The organism is Deltaproteobacteria bacterium (assembly GCA_020848745.1).
In the GTDB taxonomy this organism is placed as follows: domain Bacteria; phylum Desulfobacterota; class Binatia; order UTPRO1; family UTPRO1; genus UTPRO1.
Genome location: JADLHM010000022.1, coordinates 1 through 13,826, shown reverse-complemented (window position 1 = coordinate 13,826; position 13,826 = coordinate 1). Strand labels below are relative to the sequence as shown.

General features: G+C 72.3%; 10 protein-coding genes. 7 read left to right on the top strand and 3 right to left on the bottom strand.

Annotation, left to right across the window (positions count from 1 at the left end):
• The 3 genes from IT293_03110 to IT293_03100 all read left to right on the top strand — a co-directional run.
• Positions 1-1,517: NAD(P)/FAD-dependent oxidoreductase (locus tag IT293_03110; GenBank protein MCC6763628.1), on the top strand; the 1,517-nt coding region annotated here is incomplete at its 5' end.
• Positions 1,518-1,572: 55 nt separating this feature from the next.
• Positions 1,573-4,152, top strand: a complete 2,580-nt coding sequence (locus tag IT293_03105; GenBank protein MCC6763627.1) for a PD-(D/E)XK nuclease family protein — start codon at positions 1,573-1,575, stop codon at positions 4,150-4,152.
• Positions 4,153-7,335 (top strand): UvrD-helicase domain-containing protein, encoded by a 3,183-nt coding sequence (locus IT293_03100; GenBank protein MCC6763626.1) that lies wholly within the window; start codon positions 4,153-4,155, stop codon positions 7,333-7,335.
• An 8-nt stretch (positions 7,336-7,343) separates the two neighbouring features.
• On the opposite strand, the gene IT293_03095 is transcribed toward IT293_03100, so the two are convergent.
• Entirely contained in the window at positions 7,344-7,667 is a 324-nt protein-coding gene (locus tag IT293_03095) for a hypothetical protein (GenBank protein ID MCC6763625.1), read from the bottom strand.
• A 127-nt stretch (positions 7,668-7,794) separates the two neighbouring features.
• On the opposite strand from IT293_03095, the gene IT293_03090 reads away from it, so the two are divergent.
• From IT293_03090 to IT293_03080, 3 genes are all read left to right on the top strand, one after another.
• On the top strand, positions 7,795-10,044 hold the full coding sequence (locus IT293_03090; GenBank protein MCC6763624.1) for a hypothetical protein: 2,250 nt from the start codon (positions 7,795-7,797) through the stop codon (positions 10,042-10,044).
• Between the two features lie 62 nt (positions 10,045-10,106).
• On the top strand, positions 10,107-10,511 hold the full coding sequence (locus IT293_03085; GenBank protein MCC6763623.1) for an MAPEG family protein: 405 nt from the start codon (positions 10,107-10,109) through the stop codon (positions 10,509-10,511).
• Positions 10,508-10,705 (top strand): hypothetical protein, encoded by a 198-nt coding sequence (locus IT293_03080; protein MCC6763622.1) that lies wholly within the window; start codon positions 10,508-10,510, stop codon positions 10,703-10,705. The genes IT293_03085 and IT293_03080 overlap by 4 nt, the downstream gene beginning before the upstream one ends.
• 13 nt (positions 10,706-10,718) lie before the next feature.
• On the opposite strand, the gene IT293_03075 is transcribed toward IT293_03080, so the two are convergent.
• On the bottom strand, positions 10,719-11,057 hold the full coding sequence (locus IT293_03075; GenBank protein MCC6763621.1) for a DUF1820 family protein: 339 nt from the start codon (positions 11,055-11,057) through the stop codon (positions 10,719-10,721).
• 81 nt (positions 11,058-11,138) lie between these two features.
• Between IT293_03075 and tesB the strand changes: the two genes are divergently transcribed.
• Positions 11,139-12,047, top strand: a complete 909-nt coding sequence (tesB, locus tag IT293_03070; protein MCC6763620.1) for an acyl-CoA thioesterase II — start codon at positions 11,139-11,141, stop codon at positions 12,045-12,047.
• A 16-nt stretch (positions 12,048-12,063) separates the two neighbouring features.
• Here tesB and IT293_03065 read toward each other — a convergent pair whose 3' ends face one another.
• Entirely contained in the window at positions 12,064-13,614 is a 1,551-nt protein-coding gene (locus IT293_03065; protein ID MCC6763619.1) for an AMP-binding protein, read from the bottom strand.
• Between the last annotated feature and the right edge of the window lie 212 nt (positions 13,615-13,826).

Sequence of the window (13,826 nt, the reverse complement as noted above, 5' to 3'; positions counted from 1 at the left end):
GCACCTGGTACTGGAACCGCTATCCCGGCGCCCAGTGCGACACGACGTCCTTCATCTACATGCCGCTCCTCGAGGAGACGGGCCACATGCCGACCGAGAAGTACGCGCACGGGCCGGAGATCCTCGAGCACAGCCGGCGCATCGGCCGCCGGTTCGGGCTCTACGAGAACGCGCTCTTCCACACCCGCGTGACCGAGCTCGAGTGGGACGAGCCGCGTGCGCGGTGGATCGTTCGCACCGACCGCGGCGACGCCTTCACGGCGCGGTTCGTCTCCATGGGCACGGGGCCCCTCCACGTTCCCAAGCTCCCGGGCATCCCGGGCATCGAGACCTTCCGGGGCCACTCCTTCCATACGAGCCGCTGGGACTACGCCTATACCGGCGGCGACCCGGAGGGCGCGCCGATGACGAAGCTCGCGGACAAGCGCGTCGCGATCATCGGTACCGGCGCGACCGCGGTGCAGTGCGTTCCCGAGCTCGCGAAGGCCTGCGAGACGCTCTACGTCTTCCAACGCACGCCGTCGTCGGTCGATGTCCGCGACAACCGTCCGACCGACCCCGAGTGGTTCGCCGAGATGGCGAAGCCCGGCTGGCAGCAGCGCTGGCTCGACAACTTCTGCGCCGTCCAGACGGGCATGCTTCCCGAAGAGGACATGACGCAAGACGGCTGGACCGACATCGCGCGCCGCGTGCGGAGCAGGATCATGACGCTCCCGGTCGAGGAGTGGACCCCCGACGGCATGCTGCGGGCCTTCGAGGACAGCGACTTCGAGAAGATGAGCGAGATCCGCGCCCGCGTCGATGCGATCGTGAAGGACCCGACCACCGCCGAGAAGCTGAAGGCCTGGTACCGCCAGCTCTGCAAGCGGCCCTGCTTCCACGACGAGTATCTGCAAGCCTTCAACGCCCCCGCCACCCGGCTCGTCGACACCGACGGCAAGGGCGTCGAGCGCGTCACCGAGAAGGGCGTCGTCGCAAGCGGCGTCGAGTACGAGGTCGACTGCATCGTCTACGCGTCCGGCTTCGAGTTCGGCACCGAGCACACCCGGCGGATGGGCTTCGACCCGGTCGGGCGCGGCGGCCTGAAGCTCTCGCACTACTGGCGCGAGGGCATGCGATCCAAGCACGGCATGTTCGTGCACGGCTTCCCGAATCTCTTCATCGTGCAGCCCGGGCACGGCGCGAACCTGATCTCGAACGTCTCCCACAACCTCCTCGAGGCCGCGAAGACGATCGCCATGATCGTGCGGCGCGCAGAGGCCGCCGGCGCGCGCGAGGTCGAGGTCACGAAGGAGTCCGAGGACGCGTGGATGGACCTCCTCCGGTCGGGGCCGGGGACGTTCTTCGGCTCGACCGAATGCACGCCGGGCTACTACAACAACGAGGGGCAGCCGACGGTCGCCGGACGCGACTTCATGATGGGCTACCCGCTCGGGGCGACGGCGTTCTTCCAGTATCTCGAAAGCTGGCGCGCTCCGGGCACGTTCGAGGGCCTCGAGCTCCGCGGGCGCGACTGACGACCGCTGACAGTCCGCGTTGACGGGTGCGCCGCATCCGCGGAAAGACTGCGGCGTGCGCATCCTCTTCGACCCCACCTTCGATGCGACGCCGTGGCCCGGTCCGCTCGCCGCCCGTCATGCCTCCGCGGGCGAGGCGTGGGCCGGGCCGCGGTTCCTGCTGAACCTGCTCGAGACGCAGCTCGGGCTCGGTGGGCCGCCCGTGCCGGCCGCGCTGCGGGCGGCGTCGCTGGTGCCGGCGCTGCGGGCGCGCGAAGGGTTCTGGAGCGCGTCGGCCGAGGTCGATCCGCTCGGGACCGCGCGCATGCTGCTCGAGTGGCGCGACACTCTCCGGATGGCGGGATGGCGCGGCGAGGGGCTGCGCGCGGGGCGCATCGCCGCCCTCGCGGATCTCACGAGCGGCGCGCTTCCCGGCGTTCCGGATCGCGTCGCGGCCGTCGCCGACGTGCTGGCGCGGCGTGCGGGAGACGTCGACGAGCTCGTGCTGATCGAGCCGACCGACGATCTGCCGCCGCTCTGGCGGGCGGTCGTCGACGGGCTCGCGGCACGCGGGACGCGCGTGACGACGACGGTCCTCGCGCCGGCCGACGCGGCCGGCGACCTCGCGCGGGCGCAGCTCCTCTCCTTCCGTCCGGAGGCCGACGGGACGCTCCAGCTTTTGCGGCCGCACGGGCCGCTGCAGGCGGCGGAGGAGGTCGCGGCCTGGCTTGCGGCCCGCCCCTCGCTGGACGGCACCGTCGTCGTCCATCCCGATCCCGTCCTCGACGCCGCTCTCCGCCGCCACGGCCTGCCGACGACCGGCAGCGCCCGTCACGCGCGTGACAACGCGCTCATGCAGATCCTGCCGCTCATCTTGGCGCTCGGCTGGGCTCCTCCCGATCCCGAACGCGCGCTCGAGCTCCTGACGCTCGTCGAAGGTCCGGTTCCGCGCGGCATCGCGTGGCGTCTCGCCCGCGCGTTGCACGAGCAGCCGGCCGTCGACAGCGATCCGTGGCGGGACGCGCTGCGGGACGGGCTCGCGACCATCGCGTCGGCCGACGACCGCACGCGGGTCGATACCAGGCTCCGCGCGATCTTCGCGGCGCGGGTGCGGCGGGGCGGGAAGTACCCGGCCGCCGAGGTGCGGCGCCGCCTCGACGTGCTCGACGTCTGGGTGCGCGGGCGCCTGACGCGCGCGGCGGTCGATCGGCAGCCGGCGTGGACGGCGCTCCTGCGCGCCGGCCTCGCGCTCCGCGAGCTGGTCGACGCATCGGCGCTCGCCGGGCTCGAAGCGCCGGAGCTCGAGCGCTTCGTCGAGGAGGCGCTCGACGGCGAGGCGCCGCTCCTCGCGTTCCCGGCCGAAGCGGGGGTCGCGGCGGTGCGCACGCCGGGTGCGGTCGCCGGACCCGCGGCCTGTGTCGTGTGGTGGGGCTTCGATCTCGACTCGGTGCCGCCCATGCCCGTGTTGCCGCTGACCGGCGCGGAACGGCGGGCGTTCGCCGCGGCCGGCGTCGTGCTGCCCGACCCGGGAGAGCTCGCGGTCGCGGCGGCGACGCGTTGGCGGCGGCCGTTGCAGCAGGCGACCGAGGCGCTCGTCCTCGTCTGCCCGCGGGTCGCGTCCGACGGCGAGGAGCGCCATCCGCATCCGCTCTGGGACGAACTCGCGGCCGAGCTCGCCTCCGGCGCCTCGCTCACGGAGCTCGTCCGTTCGACGCCGGTCGCGGCGCCTACCGCCGTGCGGCGCGCGGCCCGGCCGCTTCCCGAGCCGCGTCGCGGCTGGAGCGTCGCGGCCGGCGCGCTGCGCGACCGCGCGGCCGAGTCGCCGTCGAGCCTCGCCACGATGCTCGGCTGCTCCTTCAAGTGGGCGGTGTCGTACCAGGGCGGCGTGTGGGCGGGCGAGACGGCGGCGCTTCCCGCGACCGAGCGGCTTCTCGGAACCTTGACGCATCTCCTGCTGGCGCGCCTGCTCGGCGAGGGCCTCACCTCGCCGGAGGCCGCGCAGGCGCGCGCCGGAGCGCTCTTCGATGCCGAAGGCGCGCGTATCGCGGCGCCGCTCTTCCTCCCGGGATTCGATGCGGCCCGCGCCGACGCGCGCACGATCCTCGTGTTCGCCGCGCGCGAGCTGACGCGGCTGCTCACGACGTCGAAGCTCGGCATCCGCGCCATCGAAACCGTCGTCGAACGCGAGACCAGCGAGGGCCGCCTCGCCGGCACCCCCGATCTGGTGGTCGGGCCGCCGACCGCCGTCATCGACCTCAAGTGGAGCGGGGCGCACTGGCGCGAGCAGCTCGCCGCCGGCACTGCGCACCAGCTCGCCGCGTACGCGCATCTCGTCGCCGACGGCGGGGCGTCGAGCCTGCCGCCGGTCGGATACTTCATCGTCCGGGATCAGCGGCTGCTCACGACCGACGGTGCGGTGTTTCGCGACGCCGACCGGGTCGAGGGTCCGCCGATCACGGTCACCTGGGACGCCGTCGTGGAGGCGCGGCGCCGCCGGCGCGCTGCGCTCGCGGACGGCGTCCTCGAAGCCCCCATGACCGATCCCGCCGAGAAGGAGGCGCCCGCCACCATCGCCGACGGCATCCTCACCCTGCAACCGCGCTGCGGCTATTGCGATCTGCGGACGCTCTGCGGACGCGTCTTCGGAGCGGTCTGAATGCCCCGCATCCAGATCATCTCCGCGAGCGCCGGCAGCGGGAAGACGTATCGGCTCGCGAGCGTGCTCGACGCCGCGATCGCGGACGGCAGCGCGCGCCCCGATGCGGTGCTCGCGACCACCTTCACCAATCGCGCCGCCGCCGAGCTGAAGGAGCGAACGCGGACGCGCCTCCTGCAGGCGGGCCGCGTCGAGGAGGCACACCGCCTCGGGGCGGCCCGCATCGGCACGGTGAACGCGGTCTGCGGCCGGCTCGTCGGCGACTTCGCGTTCGAGCTCGGTCTGGCTCCCGATCTCCGGGTGATCGATGAGCGCGCTGCGACGGTCGCGCTCCGGCAGGCGATGTCGCGCGTCGTCACGGGCGGGGAGACGGCGCGGCTCGCCGACGTGAAGCGGCGTTTCGACGAGACCTGGGAGTGGCAGGCGGACGTCCAACGGATCGTGACGCTCGCGCGTGCGAACGGCGTCGCCGCGGACGATCTCGCGCGGACCGCAGAGCGCAGCGTCGCGGGGCTCCTCGCGCTCTTCGCGCCGCCGGCCGTCGACGGGCGCGCGCTCGACGCGGCGCTGGCCGACGCGCTCGCGCGTTTCCTCTCCGAGGTGAACGTCGAGGTCGACGCGACCCAGAAGACGCAGAAGGCGATCGACAAGGCGGAGCGGTGCCTCGGCCGTCTGCGCCGCGGGCTGCCGCTCCGCTGGGCGGATTGGTACCGTCTCCAGGATCTCGACGCCGGCAAGAAGTCGGAGCGCGCGGCGGCGCCGCTGGTGGCGGCGGCTGGCGCACACGATCGTCATCCCGATCTCCAGGCCGACCTGCGCGCCTCCTGTGAGCTCGTGTACGCGATCGCGGCGCGGACCCTGCGAGCCTACGAAGACTACAAGCGCGCCTGGGGCGCCATCGACTTCACCGACCAGGAGGTCTTCGCCTTGACGCTCCTCGACCGCGCCGACGTCCGGGCGCGGCTCACCGGCGAGATCGATCTCGTGCTCGTCGACGAGTTCCAGGACACGAGCCCGCTCCAGCTCGCGATCTTCCTGCGGCTCGCGGAGGTCGCGAAGCGGAGCGTCTGGGTCGGCGATCAGAAGCAATCGATCTTCGGCTTCCGGGGAACGGATCCGGCCCTCATGGACGCCGCGGTCGAGTCGATCCTCGCCGGCGCCGAGCCCGAGACGCTCGCGACGTCGTGGCGCAGCCGGCCCGGCCTCGTGGCGCTCACGTCCGATGTCTTCGCGAAGAGCTTCGCGGGACACGGGGTGCCGGAGTCGCGCGTCCGGCTCGAAGCGGCGGCGGCCGAGGAGGATCCCGGGCTCGGGCCCGTGGTCGAGCGCTGGCGCCTGCCCGCGAAGAACCAGCTGCAGGACGCGGCGTATCTCGCCTCCGCCGTCTGCAGCCTGCTCGCGGATTCCGACGTGCGCGTCCGCGATCGCGCGAGCGGCGACGTCCGGCCGTTGCGTGCCGGCGACGTCGCCGTCCTCTGCTACCAGAACGCGACGTGCGCGAGCCTCGCGCGCGAGCTCGCCGCGCTCGGCGTGCGGGCGGTGCTGGCACGCGCCGGGCTCATGACGACGCCCGAGGCGCTTCTCGTGCTCGCCGGACTCCGGCTCTTCGTCGATGCGCGGGACACGCTCGCCATGGCGGAGCTGGCGCGCCTTGTCGCGTATCCCGCCTCCGGCGATGGATGGCTCGCCGACCTCGTGGCGCGCCCCGCGCGCGAGGCGTTCGCCGAGCTCGCGGTCGTGCGCCGCGTGGCGGAGGCGCGGGCGGCGGCGCCGCATGCCGGGGCGCTCGCCGCTCTTGACGCGGTGCTCGACGCCGTCGAGGCACGGGAGCGTTGCCTCGAATGGGGCGACGCGGCGTTCCGCCTCGCGAACCTCGACGCGCTTCGCGCCCACGCCGTCACCTACGCGAGCCTCTGCGCCGCGGACGGCCGCGGCTGCACGCCGGCGGGGCTCGTTGCCGCGTTCGTCGATCTGGCCGCGTCGGGGCTCGACGCGCGCGCCGTCGTCGCCCAGGAGGACGCCGTCGTGGTCAGCACCTGGCACAGCGCGAAGGGTCTCGAGTGGCCGGTGACGGTGCTCTTCGACCTCGATCGCGATCCGTATTTCACCGCCCTCGGGGTGCAGGTGGTGGCCGACCGCGCCGCGCTCGACGTCGCCGATCCCCTCGCCGAGCGATGGGTGCGCTACTGGCCGCAGCCGTATCACCCGATGCAGCAGAAGACGCCGTTCCACCAGCGGCTGCGCGAGGCGCCGGAGACGGAGGCGGCACGCCAGCGCGAGGAGCGGCAGGCGATGCGTCTGCTTTACGTCGGGTGGACGCGCGCCCGCGATCGGGTCGTGCTCGCCGGCCGTCCGGCTTGTCTCGCCTTCGGCATGGTGGCGCAGCTGAGGGACGCGAAGGGCAAGGCGCTGCTCGCCGAGGCGCCGAGTCCGATGGACGGGCCGACGGCCGATCTCGCGTGGGCGGGCCGCCCGGTCACGGTGCGCGTCCGCGACGTCGCGCTCCTCGGTCCGGCGCCACGCGACGCCGCTCCCGGGGTCGGCTATGTCGCGGCCGGTCCGCGCACCCATCCGCCGGCGATCCTGGTGCCCTCGGAGATGGAACCCCCCGACCGTTTCGCCGAGGACGGGACTCCGATCGATCCCGCCGCCGACGCGGCGAGGCTCGGGATCGAGCGCTGCGGTGAGCGGCTGGTGCTCGGCGGCAAGCCCGACATGCAGCGCCTCGGGGAGGCCGTGCACGGCTTCCTCGCCGCCGACCGCCCGACGCTCGACGAACGCGAGCGTCGCGAGATGGCCGACGGGCTCCTGAAACGGTGGGGGGTCGAGACCGCGCTCCGACCCGACGACCTGCTGGACGCGAGCGATCGGCTACGCGCGTGGGTCGAGGCGCGCTTCCCGGGCTCCGTCTGGCATCGCGAATGGCCTCTTCAGCACCGCCAGCCGGACGGGACGATCGTACGCGGTACCGCCGACCTCGTGATCGAGCACTCCGGAGGCTTCGCCGTGATCGACCACAAGAGCTTCCCGGGGACGGCGGAGCAGGCCGCGCACCGCGCCGTCGCCTACACGGGGCAGCTCGCGGCGTATGCGGCCGCCGTCACGGCGGCGCGCGGTCGTCCCGTCACAGGGTGCTTCGTACACTTGCCGGTGCTGGGCGCGATCGTGCCGATGGTTCCCTGAGGGAAGACCTACCAGCGATGCCCGTGGCGGCCGTGGCCGCCATGCCAGCGATGTCCGCCTCCGTGCCAGTGGCGCCTCCCCCAGCCGCCGACGTAGACGCCGCCGTACGCCGGGCCGTACCCGTAATAATAGGAAGGAGCGTGGTAAGCCTGCGGGTAGTAGTAGGCGGGTGGCGCCGGGTAGTAGACGGGCGGCGCCGGCGCGTAGACCGCGATGCCCGGCAGCGGAATCCCGATCGCGATGTCGACACCAGCCGATGCTTTGGGAACGGCCACCGCGAGCAGCATGGCGAGCACGATTCCGGTGACGGTCAGCATGGTCGTCTTCCTCATGGTCGTGAAAACCTCCTTTCGCCGCGCCCAACGCGGCGGAGGTGGGCGAGTTGCGGCCGCGAGCGCATCCTCCCGAGCCGCGCCTTGTTGGAGGGTGCGCTTCGTTCCCAAAGGAGGAACTTTCGCGATGGCATTACGGCGTAGTCTGGGTCTGCTCGTCTTCTCATGTGCGGTGGCCCTGACGCTCGGGGTTCCGGACGTTCGCGCGCAGCAGGCACGCGCGGTCGGCGCCACCCCCCCCCGGCTTTCGTTCGTGGACGGTGAGGTCTCGTACTGGCGGCCGGGCGCCGACGATTGGGTGCCGGCGCAGGTCAATACGGCGCTCGGCGCGGGCGACTCGCTCTACGCCGGCGACGGCGGCAACTTCGAGCTCGAGATCGGCGCCCGCGCCTACGTGCGCGGCGGTTCGGGGACCCAGCTCGGCGTCGAGTCGCTGGAGACCGGGTATCTCCAGCTCCGGGTGCCCGCCGGCTTCGCGGCGATCGATCTCCGCCGCATTCCGGACGGCCAGGAGATCGAGCTCGACACGCCGAATGGCGCGTTCCTGATCTCCCACACCGGGTACTACCGATTCGACGTCGACGACCAGTCGGCGCGCCTCACCGTCCGCCGCGGCGGCATCGCCCGCGTGGTCCCGGCCGGCGGCAGCGACGAGGTCGAGGTCGAGGTCGACAGCGGCCAGACCGTGGTCGTGCGGGGCACGGACACGGGCGACCTCGCGCGCGTGGCGCCCGCCGGCGAGGACGCGTGGGATCGCTGGAACTACGATCGCACGGCGGGCCTCTCCGACGAGCCGCAGAGCGTCCGGTACGTCTCGTCCGACGTCGCCGGTGTCGACGATCTCGACCGCTACGGCGACTGGCGCCCGACGCCGACCTACGGCCAGGTGTGGGTGCCGCGCGGCGTCGCCTCCGGCTGGTCGCCGTACACGACCGGCCGTTGGGTGTGGGACGGTTACTACGGATGGACCTGGGTCGACGACGCGCCGTGGGGCTGGGCCCCGTACCACTACGGTCGCTGGTGCTGGGTCGACGGCTATTGGGGCTGGGCGCCCGGTCCGGTGGTCGCGCGCCCGGTCTACTCGCCCGCCCTCGTCGCCTTTTTCGGCGGCGGCGGCGTCGGCGTGTCCATCGGCATCGGTACGCCGTTCGTGAGCTGGGTTCCGCTCGGCTGGGGCGAGCCGGTCGTGCCCTGGTGGGGGCCGCGCGGCTTCGTCGGTCGTCCCTACTGGGGCGGCTGGGGCGGGCCGCGCGTCGTCAACAACACGGTCGTCAACAACACGACCATCGTCAACGTGAACAATATCGACCGCTACGACAACGTCCGCCATCGCGCGGTCGTCGGCGTCGACGGCAACCGCTTCGGTCGCGGTCGCCTCGAGACCGTGCGCGTCGATCCCGATCGCGTGCGCGACATGCGGCCGGTGCGTGGCGAGCTCGGCATCCGCCCTGTGCGGGAGAGCCTCGTGCCGCGCGAGGGCCGGGGCCGGCGTCCGCCCGAGCGCATTCAGAGCCGCCAGGTCGTCGGGACGCGTGCGCCGCAGGATCCCTCGCGGCTGCCGCGCTCGCGCGGGCTCATCCGTGAGACCGAGGCGGCGCGGCGGTCCGCGCCGCGCCTCGTGGCGCCGCGTGGCAGCGGCGGGATGAATCGTCTCGAGCGCACCGGCGGTCGGAACGAGCCGCCGCCGGTCCTCCGGGGCATGGAGCGCGGCGCGGTGGAGCGGACGCGGGGCGGGGTCGAGCGCGGCGTCGGCGAACGGAGCGAGCGCGGCGGCCCAACCCGCGGCGGCAATGACGAGCCGACCCGGCGCATCGAGCAGCCCCGCATGCCGCGCGAGACCGGCGTGGAGCGGAGCGGCCGGCCCGAGCGGATGCCGCGGAACGAGGCGCCCGAGCACGGCATGCGGATGCAGCAGTCGGCGCCGCCGGCGCGTGGGGAGCAGCCGGACCGTCAGCCGCGGAACGAGGCGTCCCGTCCACGGAACGAGGGCCCGCGCGAGGTCACGCCGCCCCGTGCGTTCGACGGCGGCGGTCGTGATCGCGGCGCGGAGCGCCAGCGCATCGAGCAGCCACGCACGGAACGGCGTCGCGTTGAGCCGCCACGCGAGCGGCGCATCGAGGCCCCACGCCAGCAGCGCATGGAAGCCCCACGCCAGCAGCGCATGGAAGCCCCACGCGAGCAGCGCAGGGAAGCTCCACGCCAGCCGCGCATGGAAGCCCCACGCGCGCAACGGCTGGAGGCCCCACGCCCGGAGCGCATGGAAGTTCCGCGCCAGCAGCGCCAGGATGCGCCGCGCGTGGAGCGGGGCGCCGGCGAGCCGCGCGGCGGCGGCGTCCGGGACAACCGCGGGGGCGGCAAGCGCGATCGCGAGGGGTAGTCGCGGATCATTGAGTCGCTCTTCCCGAGCAGCTAAAGCGCCGGCCCGGGGAGGGCGACTGCATGACACCGACGGCTACGGCACTGCTGGGCTTCGCTGGCTGGTATCTCCTGCTGACGTTCGCGCTCGGGATCTTCCGGAGCGGCCTCGTGCTCTCCGGGAAGAAGGCCGCCAACACCTTCGCGTCCGACGGCTCCGACGTCGGGGCCTTCGGGCGGCGTCTGAATCGCGCCCGTGACAACTGCTACGAGACGCTGCCGCTCTTCGCGGCCATCGCGCTCGCGGCGTCGATCGCCGGGAAGCTGGCGGTGCTCGATCCGCTGGCGCCATGCGTGCTCTACGCGCGCATCGGCCAATCGGTCACGCACCTCGTCTCGACCAGCATCATGGCGATCAACGTGCGGTTCTTCTTCTTCATCGCCCAGGTCGCGATCTACGCGATCTGGCTCCTGCAGCTGCTCGGATGACGGACGCCCGCCGGCCCGTCGGCAGCCGCGCGTCGCGCTCACTTGCGATCCTCGTCGGAGTGATCGTCGGGTACGTCGTCGGGCGGATGTTCGAGGAGCGTCTGGCGTGGGAGAATGCGCGGATGCTGACGATGCCGGTCGGCGGTCTGCTCGCCGGCATCGTGGCTCGCTTCACGTTCTTTCGCGGCGCGTAGCCCGAGGCCGGGTTCAGCCCTTGGGCTTCCCCGGCGAGTAGATCGTGGTCGGCAGCGGCGCGACCTTGCCGCCGCCCGAGCCGATCGCGTGCACCTTGCTGCTGCCGCTCTTGTCGACGCTGTCGATGCGGATCACCGCGTGCAGCGGCACGAGGGCGTGCTCGACGCCCGCGAACTCGAGCTTGAGCTTCTCCTCGGAAGGGTCCACCACGATGCTCGACCGCTCGCCGAAGAGGAAGCCCTCGATCTCGACGAAGCCGAACATGTCCGCCGGGCCGACCTTCTGGCAGTAGACCTCGTAGACTTCGGTATCGTTCCGAAACGTGACCCGGTAGACGCGCTTCTTCGCCATGACGGCGGAGAGTACGGAGCGACGTCGAAGTTGGCAACCGGCGATGGCGTGGGCGGAGGGCCTCCGGTAGGCTCGCGCGCCATGAACGACCGTGCGCCCGGCGGACAAGCGGCTCTCGACCAGCTGGTTGCCATCCTCGACCTCGAAGAGCTCGAGCTGAACCTCTTCCGCGGCCGGACGCCGAAGGAAGACCGGGTGCGCGTCTTCGGGGGGCAGGTCGCCGGCCAGGCGCTCGTCGCCGCGGGACGGACGGTCGAGAGCGGCCTCGTCGTCCATTCGCTGCACTCGTATTTCCTGCGTCCCGGCGATCCCTCGATCCCGATCGTCTATCAGGTGGAGCGCCTGCGCGACGGCAAGAGCTTCACCACCCGCCGCGTGACCGCCATCCAGCACGGCCAGCCGATCTTCAACCTCTCGGCGTCGTTCCAGCGGCCCGAGCATGGCATCGAGCACCAGACCGCGATGCCCGGGTCGCCGGACCCCGGGACGCTCCTCACGTTCCGGCAACGCATCGACCCGTATCTCGGGCGCCCGGACCTGCACCCCGAGCTCAAGAAGTGGCTGCAACGCGACCGGCCGATCGACATGCGCTACGTGAACCCGCCGGACTACCTGCAGCCGGAGCCGCGCCCGCCGCATCAGCAGGTCTGGATCCGTGCCGACGGCACGCTGCCGGACGAGCCGCTGCTGCTCCACCAGTGCATCGTCGCCTACGCGTCCGACATGACGCTGATCGACACCGCGACCCTGCCGCACGCGATTCCCTGGTTCGACCCGAACGTGCAGATGGCGAGCCTCGATCACGCGATGTGGTTCCACCGCCCGTTCCGCGCCGACGAATGGCTGCTCTACACACAGGAGAGCCCGATCGCGACGGGCGCGCGCGGCTTCACGACGGGTCGCCTCTACACGCGCGACGGCGTGCTGGTCGTGTCGGTCGCGCAGGAGGGGCTCATCCGCAGGCGCGACGACCGCAAGGGCGGACGGTAAGTCGCGCTCGCGCGGATCAGAGGATCCGCGACGCGTGCCCCTGCCAGTAGCGGTCCTTGAGGAGCCGCTTGTAGAGCTTGCCCGTCGGATGCCGCGGCAGCTCGGCCTCGAAGTCGATCGAGCGGGGGCATTTGACGTGCGAGAGGTGCTGACGGCAGAACGCCATCAGCTCCTCGGCGAGAGCCGGACCCGCGCCGGCCATGTCGACCGGCTGGACGACCGCCTTCACCTCCTCGCCGAAGTCCTCGTTCGGAACGCCGAACACGGCGACGTCCTGCACCTTCGGGTGCGTGACGAGCAGGTTCTCGGCCTCCTGCGGGTAGATGTTCACGCCGCCCGAGATGATCATGTTGGCCTTGCGGTCGGTGAGGTAGAGGTAGCCGTCGGCATCGACGTAGCCGATGTCGCCGAGCGTCGACGCGCCGTCCGGCCGCCGGCTCGCCCGCGTCTTCTCCTCGTCGTGCAGGTACTCGAAGGAGTTGCCGCCGGCGAAGTAGATCGAGCCCGCTTCGCCGGGCGGCAGCTCGGCGCCGTCGTCGTCGAGGATCCTGATCGTGCCGAGAAGCGGCCGGCCGACCGACCCCTTGTGCGCGAGCCACTCCGTCGAGTTCAGCGCGCAGAGTCCGTTGCCCTCGGTGCCGCCGTAGTACTCGTGGATGATCGGGCCCCACCACGCGATCATCTGCTCCTTCACGGGGATGGGGCAGGGGGCGGCGGCGTGGATCGCGTGCGTCAGGCTCGACACGTCGTAGCGCCGGCGCACCTCCTCGGGCAGCTTCAGGAGGCGGACGAACATCGTCGGCACGACCTGCGTGTGCGTGATGCGGTGCCGCTCGATCAGGCGCAGGAACTCCTCGGCGTCGAAGTGCTCCATGATGACCGACGTGCCGCCGAGACGCTGTACGGCGAGGTTAAAACGGAGCGGCGCGGCGTGGTAGAGCGGCGCGGGCGAGAGGTAGCGCGTCTCGGGCCCCATCGCGTAGAGGCCGGTCACGAGCGCGAGCAGCGCGTTCGGCGTTCCGAGCGGATCGCCGCGGAGCGGGAACTTCACGCCCTTTGGCCGCCCCGTCGTGCCGGAGGAATAGAGGAGGTCCGTCCCCTCGCGCTCGTCCGCGACCGGCGTCGCCGGCTCGGCCGCGATCGTCGCTTCGAACGACGCGTAGCCGGGAATCGTGCCGTCCGTCATGAGCTTGCGGGTCACGTTCGGGATGCGGTCGCGGACGGCCTCGGCGAGCGGCGCCAGCGCCTTCGACGTGACGAATACCTTGGCGCCGCAGTCGTTCAGGAGGTACTCGAGCTCGCCGGGCGTGAGGCGCGTGCTGACGGCCGTATAGTAGAGGCCCGAGCGCTGCGCGCCCCAGACGGCTTCGTAGTAGCGTGCCGAGTTCTCCATGCAGACGGCGATGCCGTCGCGGAACGCGAGCCCGAACCGCCGGAGCGCATGCGCGAACCGATTCGACGCCGCATCGAGCGCCCCGTAGGTGACGGTCTCGCCGGTCGCACCCGCTGGCGCCATCACGTACGCGGGCCGGTTCGGATCGATCGCCGCGTGTGTGCCGGGGTGCATGGCCGGCACCATGCCATCGCCGTGGCGTCCGGGCCAGCGCTGCCCGTCGCTCGCATGGTGACCCATCACCGCCACGCCGCCGGCATCGTCTTGACCCGCCGCCGCGCCTTTGACCAACTGGCCGTGACCCCACCGATCCCTCCGCGAGGTGCGCATGAGCAGCGCGTGCGACGAAAGCGAAGTCAGACGCGAGGCCGGCGACCTCGCCCGCG

What these genes read in the sequence shown, in the direction of transcription:
- IT293_03090 (MCC6763624.1), top strand. Translation starts at nt 7,795, where the DNA reads ATGGCATTACGGCGTAGTCTGGGTCTGCTCGTCTTCTCATGTGCGGTG.
- IT293_03085 (MCC6763623.1), top strand. Translation starts at nt 10,107, where the DNA reads ATGACACCGACGGCTACGGCACTGCTGGGCTTCGCTGGCTGGTATCTC.
- IT293_03075 (MCC6763621.1), bottom strand. Translation starts at nt 11,057, where the DNA reads ATGGCGAAGAAGCGCGTCTACCGGGTCACGTTTCGGAACGATACCGAA.
- IT293_03065 (MCC6763619.1), bottom strand. Translation starts at nt 13,614, where the DNA reads ATGCACCCCGGCACACACGCGGCGATCGATCCGAACCGGCCCGCGTAC.
- IT293_03095 (MCC6763625.1), bottom strand. Translation starts at nt 7,667, where the DNA reads ATGAGGAAGACGACCATGCTGACCGTCACCGGAATCGTGCTCGCCATG.
- IT293_03080 (MCC6763622.1), top strand. Translation starts at nt 10,508, where the DNA reads ATGACGGACGCCCGCCGGCCCGTCGGCAGCCGCGCGTCGCGCTCACTT.
- tesB (MCC6763620.1), top strand. Translation starts at nt 11,139, where the DNA reads ATGAACGACCGTGCGCCCGGCGGACAAGCGGCTCTCGACCAGCTGGTT.
- IT293_03100 (MCC6763626.1), top strand. Translation starts at nt 4,153, where the DNA reads ATGCCCCGCATCCAGATCATCTCCGCGAGCGCCGGCAGCGGGAAGACG.